At 60.1% G+C, this 14,004-nt stretch carries 10 protein-coding genes; 8 read left to right on the forward strand and 2 right to left on the reverse strand.

Going from position 1 to position 14,004, the window contains the following annotated elements; all coding sequences use genetic code 11:
* Nucleotides 1-33: 33 nt before the first annotated feature.
* Nucleotides 34-1,962 carry a transglycosylase SLT domain-containing protein gene (locus MF4836_RS16880; RefSeq protein ID WP_078471200.1) on the reverse strand — a complete coding sequence of 643 codons (1,929 nt, stop codon included), beginning with the start codon at nucleotides 1,960-1,962 and terminating at the stop codon, nucleotides 34-36.
* 213 nt (nucleotides 1,963-2,175) lie between these two features.
* On the opposite strand from MF4836_RS16880, the gene MF4836_RS16885 reads away from it, so the two are divergent.
* Nucleotides 2,176-4,092, forward strand: coding sequence for an ATP-binding cassette domain-containing protein (locus tag MF4836_RS16885; protein WP_078471201.1), 1,917 nt, complete (start codon nucleotides 2,176-2,178; stop codon nucleotides 4,090-4,092).
* Nucleotides 4,093-4,159: 67 nt separating this feature from the next.
* Here the strand turns inward: MF4836_RS16885 and MF4836_RS16890 are convergent, their stop codons facing one another.
* Entirely contained in the window at nucleotides 4,160-4,597 is a 438-nt protein-coding gene (locus tag MF4836_RS16890; RefSeq protein ID WP_078471202.1) for a universal stress protein, read from the reverse strand.
* Between the two features lie 104 nt (nucleotides 4,598-4,701).
* Between MF4836_RS16890 and MF4836_RS16895 the strand changes: the two genes are divergently transcribed.
* From MF4836_RS16895 to MF4836_RS16930, 7 genes are all read left to right on the forward strand, one after another.
* Nucleotides 4,702-5,139, forward strand: a complete 438-nt coding sequence (locus tag MF4836_RS16895) for a hypothetical protein (protein WP_078471203.1) — start codon at nucleotides 4,702-4,704, stop codon at nucleotides 5,137-5,139.
* Between the two features lie 579 nt (nucleotides 5,140-5,718).
* Nucleotides 5,719-7,866 (forward strand): fatty acid oxidation complex subunit alpha FadB, encoded by a 2,148-nt coding sequence (gene fadB, locus MF4836_RS16905; protein ID WP_078471205.1) that lies wholly within the window; start codon nucleotides 5,719-5,721, stop codon nucleotides 7,864-7,866.
* A 32-nt stretch (nucleotides 7,867-7,898) separates the two neighbouring features.
* A complete protein-coding gene (fadA, locus tag MF4836_RS16910) occupies nucleotides 7,899-9,074 on the forward strand; it encodes an acetyl-CoA C-acyltransferase FadA (RefSeq protein WP_008028488.1) in 1,176 nt (391 codons plus the stop codon).
* A gap of 100 nt (nucleotides 9,075-9,174) precedes the next feature.
* Nucleotides 9,175-9,411, forward strand: coding sequence for a DUF1653 domain-containing protein (locus MF4836_RS16915; RefSeq protein WP_078471206.1), 237 nt, complete (start codon nucleotides 9,175-9,177; stop codon nucleotides 9,409-9,411).
* Nucleotides 9,412-9,525: 114 nt separating this feature from the next.
* A complete protein-coding gene (gene topA / locus MF4836_RS16920) occupies nucleotides 9,526-12,135 on the forward strand; it encodes a type I DNA topoisomerase (RefSeq protein ID WP_078471207.1) in 2,610 nt (869 codons plus the stop codon).
* 156 nt (nucleotides 12,136-12,291) lie between these two features.
* Entirely contained in the window at nucleotides 12,292-12,816 is a 525-nt protein-coding gene (locus MF4836_RS16925; RefSeq protein ID WP_078471208.1) for a DUF6586 family protein, read from the forward strand.
* Between the two features lie 49 nt (nucleotides 12,817-12,865).
* Nucleotides 12,866-13,882 carry a hypothetical protein gene (locus MF4836_RS16930; protein WP_078471209.1) on the forward strand — a complete coding sequence of 339 codons (1,017 nt, stop codon included), beginning with the start codon at nucleotides 12,866-12,868 and terminating at the stop codon, nucleotides 13,880-13,882.
* Nucleotides 13,883-14,004: the final 122 nt, after the last annotated feature.

Below are 14,004 nucleotides of genomic sequence, written 5' to 3' on the forward strand. Positions count from 1 at the left end.
GCTTGCGGCTTGTAGCTTACCGCTCGCCACTTCTTATTGATCGTCGAAATACCGCTCATGCCAATCCACCAGCGGCTGTGGCGAGTTGAGTTTCTGGCCGTAGATCACCGAGTACGACAGCACGTTCTGCACGTATTGCCGGGTTTCGTCGAAGGGGATGCTTTCAACCCAGACGTCGAAGCTCAGGTGGTCGGCGCCCTTGAGCCACTGGCGCACGCGGCCGGGGCCGGCGTTGTAGGCGGCCGAAGCGAGCACGCGGTTGCCGTTGAACTGGCTGTGGACCTGGCTCAGGTAGGCGGCGCCGAGCTGGATGTTCTTGTCCGGGTCCAGCACTTGCTGGGGGGATGCCAGGGGGATGCTGAACTTGCGCGCGGTTTCCTTGGCGGTGCCGGGCATCAGTTGCATCAGGCCGCTGGCGCCGACGCCGGAGCGGGCGTCGTCCATGAAGGCGCTTTCCTGGCGGGTGATGGCGAACACCCAGCTCGAATGCAGGCCGCGGACCTTGGCTTCGCGCACCAGGGTGTCGCGGTGGGCCATCGGGAAGCGGATATCCAGGTCATCCCAGTACTGCGCCTGGCTGATGGTGCGGATGGCCGGGAAGTACCATTTCAAGTCATAGGCGAGCTTGGCCTGGGCCACCATTTCGTCACGGTTGAAGTGACGGCTGACGTGGTACCACTCGCGCCGGCCATCGACGATCTGGCCGCGGGCGTGGAACTCCAGGGCGCGGCGCACGCCGGGGGTGTTGCGAACCTTGTTGATCAGCGCCTGGCTCATGACCAGCGGTTTGTTGACCAGGGAGTAGGGCGATTGCGAACGGTCGGCAGCCAGGAAACCATAGAAGTCGCGCTCGCGGGCCAGGTTCTTGTAGAGGGTCTGCGCCTGCGGATTCTGCGGCTGCGCCAGTTCCAGGCTGCGGGCCTGCCAGTAGCGCCAGCGGTTGGTGGTGGCCAGGTCCTGAGGCAGGCGTCGGGTCAGTTGATAGGCGTCGTCCCAGCGCGCCAGGCGCAGCAGCAGGCGCAGGCGCCATTCAGACACGGTGTTGTCCCGCAGCTCCGGGTCGTACTTGGTCATGACGTCCAGGGCGCGGCCGTCGAAGCGGCGCGCCAGGGTCAGGCCGATTTCACGGGCGATGGCGACTTTTTCATCGCGGGAGAAATGCATGCTGCTGGCATAGCCGTCGAGCAGGGCCATGGCCTTGTCCGGATCCTGGCGGGCCAGGCGCCGCAGGCCGAGGCTGACGATGTCGGACATCGGCTCATCGGCAGGGGTGAAGCGTGTGGGCTGGTTGAGCAGCTCCGGCTTTTGCGCCACTTCCACCAGCAAGCGCCCGCGGGGGGCGAGGGTGGTCAGGCCGTTCACCAGGCTGTTGGCCAGCGGGTAGTTGCGGGCCTGGGCCGCGAGTTTGGTGCGCTCCCAGCGTTTCTGTTCGGTCAACTGGCCTTCGGCGGCCCACACGCCGAACAAGCCATCACAGGCGGCCGGCTGGCTCTTGCCGCTCAGCCAGAGTTTTTCGGCGTTGGCGTAGCCCTCGGCCTTGAGGTTGTGGCCGATCTGATACTGCGCGTTCAGGCAGTCCAGCTCGGTGAAGTTGAGTTTGGGGTCGTAGTACTTGACGAATGTCGCCCAGTCACCGCGATCGGCCAGCCAGCGCAACCAGCGCAACTTCATCCAGTTGGCCTGGGGCAGGTCGCCATGTTCGGCGAGGAATTTCTCGATCTCGGCGTTGCTCGCGGTTTTCAGGCGCGCGGTCAGCTCGTCGTAGGCGAGGTAGGGCTCCAGCGGGTAATCGCTGAGGGCCTGGCTGTAGCGCATGTAGGGCCCGGAATCGCCTTTGGCCAAGGCGCGCTTGGCTTCATCGTAATACTGGCGTTGGGTGGAGAGGTCCACGGCCTGGGCGGATTGAGCAGCGGTGGCAGAAAGAAGCAAGCACGATAAAAGACTGAAAAGGCGACTGCGCATGAGACATCCGTGCAGAGAAATCATGACAAGTGCAAGCCACGCTCGCACTGAATTGTCCGTAGCTTAGCCTTTTGCCGCCAGCAGACGAAAGCTTTGCAGGCTGCGCGGCATCAGTTCGCAACATTTGTTATGCAGAGTGCTTCGACATTGAAAATGCCGGCCTTCTGCGGTCTCAAGTCAGGTAGAATGCGCGCCCGGTTTTTGGAGAAGCTCATGACCCTGCTCAAATTCAGCGATGTGTCCCTTGCTTTCGGCGCTATGCCGTTGTTGGACAAGGTGTCCTGGCAGATCGCCCGTGGTGAGCGGGTGTGCATCATCGGCCGAAACGGCACAGGCAAGTCCAGCATGATGAAGCTGGTCAAGGGCGATCAGAAGCCCGATGACGGCTCCGTCTGGCGCGCGCCTGGCCTCAAGATCGGCGAATTGCCGCAAGAATTGCCGGTGGCCGACGAGCGGACAGTGTTCGACGTGGTCGCCGAAGGCCTGGATGGCGTGGGCGCGTTGCTCGCCCAATACCATCACCTGGCGCAGAACTGCGTCACCGAAGAAGACCTGGACAAGCTGATGCATGTCCAGCAAGACCTCGAAGCCCGTGATGGCTGGCGCTTGCAGCAATTGGTCGACAGCACCCTGAGCCGCCTGCAACTGCCGGCCGACAAGACCCTCGCCGAATTGTCCGGCGGCTGGCGTCGTCGCGTGCTGCTGGCTCAGGCGCTGGTGTCCGAGCCGGACCTGCTGCTGCTCGACGAACCAACCAACCACCTGGACATCGGTGCGATTGCCTGGCTGGAAGAAGCCCTCAAGGATTTCCAGGGCGCCGTGCTGTTCATCACGCACGACCGTTCCTTCCTGCAGAACCTGGCGACCCGAATTCTCGAACTGGACCGTGGCGGCCTGATCGACTGGAACGGCGACTACGCCAGCTTCCTGGTGCACAAGGAGGCCTCGCTGGCCGCCGAGGAAACCGCCAACGCCCTGTTCGACAAGAAACTGGCCCAGGAAGAAGTCTGGATCCGCCAGGGCATCAAGGCTCGCCGCACCCGTAACGAGGGCCGTGTACGCGCCCTGAAAGCCTTGCGCGTCGAGCGCAGCGAGCGTCGCGAGCGTACCGGCAAAGCCAACATCCAGCTGGATACCGCCGACAAGTCCGGCAAGCAGGTCATGGTTCTGGAAAACGTGAGCTTCGCCCACCCGGGTGGCCCGTTCCTGATCAAGGACTTCTCCATGGTCCTGCAGCGCGGCGACCGTATCGGTCTGCTGGGCGCCAACGGCACCGGCAAGACCACGCTGCTGAAACTGATGCTCAACGGCCTGCAACCGACCAGCGGCACAGTGGAAGAGGGGACGCGCATCGACGTGGCCTACTTCGACCAGTTGCGCCATCAGCTGGACCTGGAGAAGACCGTGATCGACAACGTCGCCGAAGGTCGCGACTTTATCGATATCGATGGTCAGAGCCGTCATGTGCTGAGCTACCTCGGCGACTTCCTGTTCAGCCCGCAGCGTGCCCGCACGCCGGTCAAGGCGCTGTCGGGTGGTGAGCGTGCACGTCTGTTGCTGGCCAAACTGTTCAGCAAACCAGCCAACCTGCTGGTCCTCGACGAACCCACCAACGACCTCGACGTGGAAACCCTCGAACTGCTGGAGGAGGTGTTGCTGACCTTCAACGGCACCGTACTGATGGTCAGTCACGATCGGGCATTCCTCGACAACGTGGTCACCAGCACCCTGGTCTTTGAAGGCGAAGGCAAGGTTCGTGAATACGTCGGCGGGTATCAGGACTGGCTGCGTCAGGGCGGTTCGCCGCGCCTGCTGGGCGTGACCGAGAACAAGTCGGGCAAGGCCGAGCTGAACTCCGCGGTGGTGGCTCCGGTGGTGGAAGCGGCACCGGTTCAGGAGGCTTCGGCGGCGAAGAAAAAGCTCAGCTACAAATTGCAGCGCGAGCTTGAAGCCCTGCCAGGTGAGATTGAAGCCATGGAGCAGCAGATTGCTGCGGTCGAGGCCGAGATGGCTGATGCCGGTTTCTATCAGCGTCCATCCACGGAAACAGCGGCGGTGATTGCCGGTTTGGAAAAGCTCAACGCTGACCTTGAAGTGTTGGTCGAGCGCTGGGCCGAGCTGGATGCCTGAGTGAATCAGCACTGACAAAAAGCCCGACGATGATGTCGGGCTTTTTGTAGGGGCTGGCGCGTAAGGCTTAACGCTTGACCAGGTGCACCGCCAGTACGTCGCAAGGCGCGCCATGCAGCACGTCATTGGCGGTGGAGCCCAGCAGCAGGGCCAGGCCGTGCCGGCCATGGCTGCCGACCACGATCAGGTCGCAAGCCTGCTCCTTGGCCAGATGGTGGATCTCTTGGCGTGGCTGGCCGTAGGTCAGGTGGCTGTATTCCTTGGACAGCTCGGGGTACTTGATGATCAGCCGGTCCAGGCGCTCTTTGGCCTGGTCGAATTGTTGTTGCTGCAGTTGTGACAGGTCCATCGGCACATCGCCGCCGAACGCCATGGCCATGGGTTCGACAATATGCACCAGGGACAGCTTGGCGCCGTTGCTCACCGAAAGTTCGCGAGCGCGATGGATAACAGGATCGCACTCTTCGGTTAGATCTACAGCGACCAGAATATGGTGGTAGGACATGAGGTGCACCTCCTGAGGATTGCAATAGCTTCAAGTATGGCTGGTTTCAAGCGGGTTGGTCCAAAGGTGGCGCAACCCGCTCATCAAGAATCGGGAGTACAGATATGACGGTATGGATAGTGGTGTCAATCCTTGCGGTGGTCTTGAGCCCCTTGGCATGGTTGCGCCCCTCGCACCGCCAGAGCGGCCAGATAGCCATGCGCATGGAGGCGCGGCGTATCGGCCTGGCCATGCAGTTGGCGCCCCAGGAGTGGCCGCACTGGCTGGGACAGGAGCCGCCGAACCCGTGTCCGCAGTATCACCGGCCAAGGCGCAGCACCCAGCCGCTGTGCTTCAGCTATTGGCAGACTGCACCCGGGGTGTGGGTCAATCAGTGGCGTGAAGCATGCGTGGATGAGGCGTTGCTAGGGCATTTGGAAAAGTTGCCCGCCAACGTGTTCAAGATCGAGGCCGACAAGCAGATGATCGCCCTGTACTGGAACGAGCGCGGCGAGTTGAGCGTGCTGCAGGACATCGCCTCGGTGCTCAAGGCCCTGGCCTGAACCGGGCAGGCCTGGCGCCGCAATGGCGCAGGCCAAATCGCAGGCAATAAAAAGCCCGATATCATCATCGGGCCGGGGTTGGCCAGGCAGGCCGGTAATTCAGTCTTGAAACAGCGCACCACTGGCTGGTGCGGGTCTTCGCGTGCGCTCGATCTTACGCCCTGTCTCGGATAAACGTGCAACGGTATCTATTCTGCGGTGGTTGCCAGCGTAGACGGTGTATCGGTGCCTGGCATAACAGTTAGGGCGAATTTTCTAACTATTGATTCTATGAATGGCAGAGGATACGCCGGCCTGTTGCTGCGAGCCCATGATATTGAAGTGACCGCAAAGTCGCATTTCAAACCGCATTTTGGGCGATTGACAATTGGTGGTTTTTCCCTGAATGTGGCGTACCCAAATCAAACGGGCGTATGAATTGAGCGTTTGTATTAGCAGGCGACTCTCGCAGAATCCCGACTATCGCGTCGGCGGGTGTGCCTGGCGGATTGGCATCAGCACCGACATTCAGGTCAGTGCCAAGCCAGAAGTCAGCGTCCGACGTGTACTGTTCAGCTTCCATATCGTGGAGATCAGTTGATGATTTACGAAGGTAAAGCCATCACGGTTAAGGCTCTTGAAAGTGGCATCGTCGAATTGAATTTCGACCTCAAGGGTGAGTCCGTCAACAAGTTCAACCGTCTAACCCTGAACGAACTGCGTCAGGCGGTAGACACCATCAAGGCAGATGCTTCGATCAAAGGTGTGATCGTCAGCAGTGGCAAGGACGTGTTTATCGTCGGCGCCGACATCACCGAATTTGTCGACAACTTCAAGCTGCCGGATGCAGAGCTTGTTGCAGGCAACCTCGAAGCCAACAAGATTTTCAGCGATTTCGAAGACCTCAACGTTCCGACCGTTGCCGCGATCAATGGCATTGCGCTGGGCGGCGGTCTGGAAATGTGCCTGGCGGCGGACTACCGCGTCATGGCCACCAGCGCCAAGATCGGCCTGCCGGAAGTCAAACTGGGCATCTACCCGGGCTTCGGCGGTACCGTGCGTCTGCCGCGCATCATCGGTGCCGACAACGCCATCGAGTGGATTGCCGCCGGCAAGGAAAACCGTGCTGAAGACGCGCTGAAAGTCGGCGCCGTCGATGCCGTCGTCGCCTTGGACAAACTCAAGGATGCCGCGCTGGAGCTGATCAAGCGTGCCATCTCCGGTGAATTCGACTACAAGGCCAAGCGTCAGCCGAAGCTGGAAAAGCTCAAGCTCAACGCGATCGAACAAATGATGGCTTTCGAAACCGCCAAAGGTTTCGTAGCCGGCCAGGCTGGCCCGAACTATCCGGCGCCGGTTGAAGCGATCAAGACCATCCAGAAGGCCGCGAACTTCGGTCGCGACAAAGCCCTGGAAGTCGAGGCCGCAGGCTTCGTCAAACTGGCCAAGACCTCTGCCGCGCAGAGCCTGATCGGTCTGTTCCTGAACGATCAGGAACTGAAGAAAAAGGCCAAGGCCTACGACGAAATCGCCAAGGACGTGAAGCAGGCTGCCGTACTCGGCGCCGGCATCATGGGTGGCGGTATCGCTTATCAGTCGGCATCCAAGGGTACGCCGATCCTGATGAAGGACATCAACGAGCACGGTATCGAGCAGGGCCTGGCAGAAGCCGCCAAGCTGCTGGTAGGCCGCGTTGATAAAGGCCGCATGACCGCGGCGAAGATGGCTGAAGTGCTCAACGGCATTCGTCCGACCCTGTCCTACGGTGACTTCGGCCACGTCGACCTGGTGGTCGAAGCGGTTGTCGAGAACCCGAAGGTCAAGCAGGCGGTATTGGCTGAAGTCGAAGACAAGGTCAAAGAGGACACCATCCTCGCGTCCAACACCTCGACCATTTCCATCACCTTGCTGGCCAAGGCCCTCAAGCGTCCGGAAAATTTCGTCGGCATGCACTTCTTCAACCCGGTGCACATGATGCCGCTGGTGGAAGTGATCCGTGGCGAGAAGTCCAGCGAGCTGGCTGTTGCCACCACCGTTGCCTACGCCAAGAAAATGGGCAAGAACCCGATCGTGGTCAACGACTGCCCGGGCTTTTTGGTCAACCGCGTCCTGTTCCCATACTTCGGCGGTTTCGCCAAGCTGGTCAGCGCCGGTGTGGACTTCGTCCGTATCGACAAGATCATGGAAAAATTCGGCTGGCCAATGGGCCCGGCGTACCTGATGGACGTGGTCGGCATCGACACCGGCCACCACGGTCGTGACGTGATGGCTGAAGGCTTCCCGGACCGCATGAAAGACGACCGCCGCTCGGCAGTCGACGTGCTCTACGAAGCCAAGCGCCTGGGCCAGAAGAACGGCAAGGGCTTCTACGCCTACGAGACCGACAAGAAGGGCAAGCAGAAGAAAGTCGCCGACCCGTCGGTGCTGGAAGTGCTCAAGCCGATTGTCTACGAGCAGCGTGAAGTCACTGACGAAGACATCATCAACTGGATGATGATCCCGCTGTGCCTGGAGACCGTGCGTTGCCTGGAAGACGGCATCGTCGAAACCGCCGCCGAAGCTGACATGGGCCTGGTCTACGGTATTGGTTTCCCTCCATTCCGTGGCGGTGCGCTGCGCTACATCGACTCTATCGGTGTTGCAGAGTTTGTTGCCCTGGCCGACCAGTACGCTGATTTGGGCGCGCTGTACCACCCGACCGCAAAACTGCGTGAAATGGCCAAGACTGGCCAGCGGTTCTTCGGTTAAGCGTCCAAACACTAGAGCGAGAGTGAAATTTTATGAGCTTGAATCCTAGAGACGTCGTGATTGTCGACTTCGGTCGTACTCCGATGGGCCGCTCCAAGGGCGGCATGCACCGCAACACCCGCGCCGAAGACATGTCGGCGCACCTGATCAGCAAACTGCTGGAACGCAACGTCAAGGTCGATCCGAACGAAGTCGAGGATGTGATCTGGGGCTGCGTCAACCAGACCCTGGAGCAGGGCTGGAACATCGCGCGCATGGCGTCGCTGATGACCCAGATCCCGCATACGGCTGCCGGCCAGACTGTCAGCCGCCTGTGCGGCTCGTCGATGAGCGCGCTGCACACTGCTGCGCAAGCGATCATGACCGGTAATGGTGACGTGTTCGTGGTAGGCGGCGTCGAGCATATGGGCCACGTGAGCATGATGCACGGTGTCGATCCGAACCCGCACATGTCGCTGTACGCGGCAAAAGCCTCGGGCATGATGGGCCTGACCGCTGAAATGCTCGGCAAGATGCACGGCATTACCCGCGAGCAGCAGGATGCCTTCGGCGTGCGCTCCCACCAACTCGCCCACAAGGCGACGGTGGAAGGCAAGTTCAAGGACGAAATCATCCCGATGCAGGGCTACGACGAGAATGGCTTCCTGAAGCTGTTCGACTACGACGAAACCATTCGTCCGGAAACCACCCTGGAAAGCCTGGCGGCACTCAAGCCAGCGTTCAACCCCAAGGGCGGCACCGTGACGGCCGGTACTTCGTCGCAGATCACCGATGGTGCCTCGTGCATGATCGTGATGTCGGCGCAGCGTGCCCAGGACCTGGGCATCCAGCCTCTGGCGGTGATTCGCTCGATGGCCGTGGCGGGTGTGGACCCGGCGATCATGGGCTATGGTCCAGTACCGGCGACCCAGAAAGCACTCAAGCGTGCGGGCCTGGGCATCAACGATATCGACTTCTTCGAGCTCAACGAAGCTTTCGCCGCACAGGCCCTGCCAGTGCTGAAAGATCTGAAAGTACTCGACAAGATGAACGAGAAGGTTAACCTGCACGGCGGCGCGATCGCCCTGGGTCACCCGTTCGGTTGTTCCGGTGCCCGTATCTCCGGCACATTGCTGAACGTGATGAAGCAGAATGGCGGCACCTTTGGGGTGGCCACCATGTGCATTGGTCTCGGCCAAGGCATCTCCACCGTCTTCGAACGCGTTTAAGCGTCTCGTTGATGGAAGCCGGGGCCAAGTGCCCCGGTTTTTGTTTTTCGGAAGATTTATTTTGTTTTTATTTTGAAAAGATTTGTGTGAGGGCCAAAGCATGCCGTTACAACCCGGGCTCTATCAGCATTACAAGGGGCCGCAGTACCGCGTTTTCAACGTGGCGCGGCACTCCGAAACCGAAGAAGAAGTGGTGTTCTACCAAGCCCTGTATGGCGATTACGGCTTTTGGGTGCGTCCCTTGAGCATGTTCCTGGAGTCCGTCGAGGTTGACGGCGAGCAGGTGCCACGCTTTGCTTTGGTGCAGGCCGAAGCCAGTCTTTTTTCAAAGGCATAAGCGCAGGTCGCGCAGTACCCTGCGCTTGACCTCACCTTGTTGCCACTATATATAGCGGTGCCGCGTCAGGCGCCAACCGCCTTTCTCTTCTCGAATTCAGGAATTTTCTGATCCATGGGCAAATCGCTGGTCATTGTGGAATCCCCGGCTAAGGCCAAGACCATCAACAAGTACTTGGGTAACCAATACGTGGTGAAGTCGAGTATCGGCCATATCCGAGACCTGCCCACCAGCGGTTCGGCGAGCGCCGCCAAGGAGCCTGCCAAGCGTGGCAAGGCCGCTGCAGGCGAAGCTCCGGCCTTGTCGCCTAAAGAAAAGGCGCGCAAGCAGCTGGTCTCGCGCATGGGTGTCGATCCGGAACACGGCTGGAAAGCCAAGTACGAGATCCTTCCTGGCAAGGAAAAGGTCATCGAAGAGCTGCGCCGGCTCGCCAAGGATGCTGACACCATCTATCTCGCAACCGACTTGGACCGCGAAGGGGAGGCTATTGCCTGGCACCTGCGGGAAGCCATCGGTGGTGACGACAGCCGCTACAAGCGCGTGGTGTTCAACGAAATTACCAAGAAGGCGATTCAGGAAGCCTTTTCCAAGCCGGGCGAGCTGGACATCGATCGTGTCAACGCCCAGCAGGCGCGGCGTTTCCTCGACCGTGTCGTGGGCTACATGGTGTCGCCGCTGCTGTGGGCCAAGATCGCTCGTGGCCTGTCCGCCGGTCGCGTGCAGTCGGTAGCCGTGAAGCTGGTGGTGGAGCGTGAGCGCGAGATTCGTGCGTTCAACCCGGAAGAGTACTGGGAAGTCCATGCCGACCTCGGTACAGCCAAGGGCGCCAAGGTGCGTTTTGATGTGGCCCGTGAAAACGGCGAGGCCTTCAAGCCGCTCAATGAAGCCCAGGCCATGGCCGCGCTGGAGAAGCTCAAGGCTTCCAGCTACAGCATCGTCAAGCGTGAAGACAAACCGACCAGCAGCAAGCCTTCGGCGCCGTTCATCACCTCCACCCTGCAGCAGGCCGCGAGCAACCGCCTGGGCTTCGGGGTGAAGAAAACCATGATGATGGCCCAGCGTCTGTATGAAGCGGGCTACATCACGTATATGCGTACCGACTCGACCAACCTTTCGGCCGATGCCGTGGCGATGGCGCGTACTTATATTGAAGGTGAGTTCGGCAAGAAATACCTGCCGGAAACCCCGAACGTCTACAGCAGCAAGGAAGGCGCACAAGAGGCTCACGAAGCGATTCGTCCTTCCGATGCCAACACCGAACCAAGCAAGCTGTCGGGCATGGAACGTGACGCTGAGCGGCTCTACGAGCTGATCTGGCGCCAATTCCTGGCTTGCCAGATGCTGCCGGCGCAATACCTCTCGACCACCGTCAGCGTCGCTGCTGGAGACTTCGAGCTGCGGGCCAAGGGCCGCATCCTGAAGTTCGACGGTTACACCCGCGTCATGCCGCAAATCAGCAAGCCGGGCGATGACGATGTATTGCCGGACATGGCTCAGGGCGATGTGCTCAAGCTGATCAAGCTCGATCCGAGCCAGCACTTCACCAAGCCGCCGGCGCGCTACTCCGAAGCCAGCCTGGTCAAGGAAATGGAAAAACGCGGTATCGGTCGTCCTTCGACCTACGCGGCGATCATTTCGACGATTCAGGACCGCGGCTACGTGGCGCTGCATAACCGTCGTTTCTATTCGGAAAAAATGGGCGACATCGTTACCGAGCGTCTTTCAGAAAGCTTCTCCAACCTCATGGACTACGGCTTTACCGCCGGCATGGAAGAGAACCTCGATGACGTGGCGCAGGGCGAGCGCGACTGGAAAAGCGTACTCGACGAGTTCTACGGCGACTTCAAGAAGAAACTCGAAGTAGCCGAAAGCGCTGAAAGCGGCATGCGTGCCAATCAGCCAGTGATGACCGATATTCCGTGCCTGACCTGCGGCCGGCCGATGCAGATCCGCACCGCCTCCACTGGCGTGTTCCTCGGTTGCTCGGGCTACAGCCTGCCGCCGAAAGAGCGTTGCAAGGCCACCGTGAATCTGGTGCCGGGTGATGAAATTGCCGCGGATGACGAGGGTGAATCCGAATCCCTGGTACTGCGCGGCAAGCACCGTTGTCCGATCTGCAGCACCGCGATGGACGCCTACCTGCTGGATGAGAAGCGCAAGCTGCACATCTGCGGTAACAACCCGGATTGCGCCGGTTACGAGATCGAGGAAGGCAGCTACCGGATCAAGGGTTATGAAGGCCCGAGCCTGGAATGCGACAAGTGCGGCAGCGAGATGCAACTCAAGACCGGCCGTTTCGGCAAGTTCTTCGGTTGCACCAACCCGACCTGCAAAAACACCCGCAAGCTGCTGAAAAGCGGTGACGCGGCGCCGCCGAAGATGGACCCGGTGAAGATGCCTGAGCTGAAATGCGAAAAGGTCAACGACACCTACATCTTGCGTGACGGCGCTTCGGGGCTGTTCCTGGCTGCCAGCCAGTTCCCGAAAAACCGCGAAACCCGTGCGCCGCTGGTGATCGAGATCCTGCCGCACAAGGACGAGATCGATCCGAAGTACCACTTCCTCTGTGATGCACCGCAGAAGGATCCGGACGGTCGTCCAGCGGTGATCCGTTACAGTCGCAAGACCAAGGAGCAGTACGTGCAGACCGAGGTGGACGGCAAGCCTACCGGCTGGAAAGCGTTCTACGACGGCGGCAAATGGAAGGTCGAAGACAAGCGTTGATAGGGTGATGCCCGGGTTCATTTCCGGGTGCTGAAGACAGGCCGCGTGCGCTCTCAAGGGCTACGCGGCCTTTCTTTTGGCTTGCGGTTGGCGGGAATGATCCACGACACTGTGCGACCAGCTCGCTGTTTTCTTTCCGTTGTGGAGGCTGCCGTCATGGCCCACGAACTCTATACCCGTACCAATCAGAAAATTTACTTCGCCGGCTTGTCCCTCGAAGCGCTGGCCCGAGCCGAGGAAGGGCGGGCGATGAACGCCCAGGCGCTGTTACAGGCCGGTCGCGAGTCGGTGCTGTTTCACTTGTACGGTGCGTTGCTGGGGCTGTGTCATGAGATTGCGGGCTTCTATCGCTTGCCCCAGGCCAATGCAGCCCGTGCGGAATTGATCCTGACCCGTGAGGTGCTGGACAGCCTTGCGATCCCCGAACTCGCCGAGTTGGTCGAGTTGGCGCAAAACCGCGAAACCTGGCTGGCGAAACTGCTGGCGGCTCATGCCGCGCTGTTCCAGCCGCCGCGCGCCCCGCACAAGCCCAAGGGCGACGTTACCCAGCCGTTGATTGTGGCTGTCAGCCTGGATGAAGAAGAGCCGGTGGATGAGTTGAGCCGGGACGAGCTGGAAAGCTGGCGGCAGAACCTCAAGGCCCTGGCGATTCGCTTTCGCGATGGCTTGAACGAATGCTGAGGCCGAGCGCGGATTGATCCGCGCTCAGGGTTGAGATCAAGGATGAATCATGTTGTTTTTCTTGCGTGATCACGCGTTGAATCGACTGTTGCAAGACTGCCAGGTACGGGTCACTCGGGCCCAGTCCACGGCCGACCTGTTAGACGTGCTGGACAGGCTTGAAGTCTTCCCCGGTGAGCTGGAGTTTGATCACGCGCAGTCAATACTGCTGCTGGTAGTGGCCTTTGCTTCGCTGGTCGTTGCGCTGTTGATGGACGGCATGGGTGGCATGGTCTGGGTGGCCGTGGCGTGTTGTATTTTCAGCTACTACGTGAAGAAAGGACTTTCTGGTTCGCTGACGGAGCTGTCGGCGAGTATCGCCCGCAAGTGTGCGCTGTTCAGCAATGGCTTGAGCGAGCCAGACAGCAGTGCTGACTGGTGCCTGACGAAGCTCGACAGCCAATTCGGTGATTACCGGCGCGGTAATGAGCGGCGTCATATTGTGGCCTCGGCCCAGGGTGTCTACCAAGGCGCCCGCCATTCGCTGGCGTTCGAGTATCACCATCTGCTTTACGTAAACGCCGTCAGTGAGCGGGGCGCCAGCGGTTACAGGACCGCCTATAAAAGCTTCGATCGCTATAGCCTGGTGCTGGAGTTTCCCTGGTTGAAGGGGATTTCGGTCCAGTCCGACCCTCTGGAAATGCCCTTGGCGGGTCAGCGCTTCAAAACCGACTGCGACGAATTCGATCGCGCTTTTCTGCTGCGAAGCAGTGATCAGGCCCGCTTCGAAAGCTTCGCCACGCCCGCGACCCTGAGCCTGCTGTTGGACTTGTCACGGCTTTTGAACAAGGTGAATCTGGAGTTCTCCAGTGAGGGCCGGCTCTGCCTGAGCTTTGATAATGCAGAAGTCTTTGCCCATGCCGATCCGGGGCCGTTCAGTGACCTGGCGGCGTTTCGCCAGCGGATGATCGAGGGCATCGCGTTGCCGGGGCTTAATCCGGCACTGGAGCGCATGCATCGGTTGGCGGAGTTGCACGACCATCCGCTTGATCATCTTTTGGCCGTCACCAAGAAAGTGGCGCTGTAACCTGCGCAGGCTTTGGCGTGGTTCCCTCACCTGAAAAACCCGAAAGAGCGACCGGCCATGGCTGGTACAATTCCGACCTTTCGTGGAAACCGGCCATCAGGCCTGCGCCATCTACAGAAAGT

This window comes from Pseudomonas sp. MF4836 (genome assembly GCF_002018875.1).
GTDB lineage: Bacteria > Pseudomonadota > Gammaproteobacteria > Pseudomonadales > Pseudomonadaceae > Aquipseudomonas.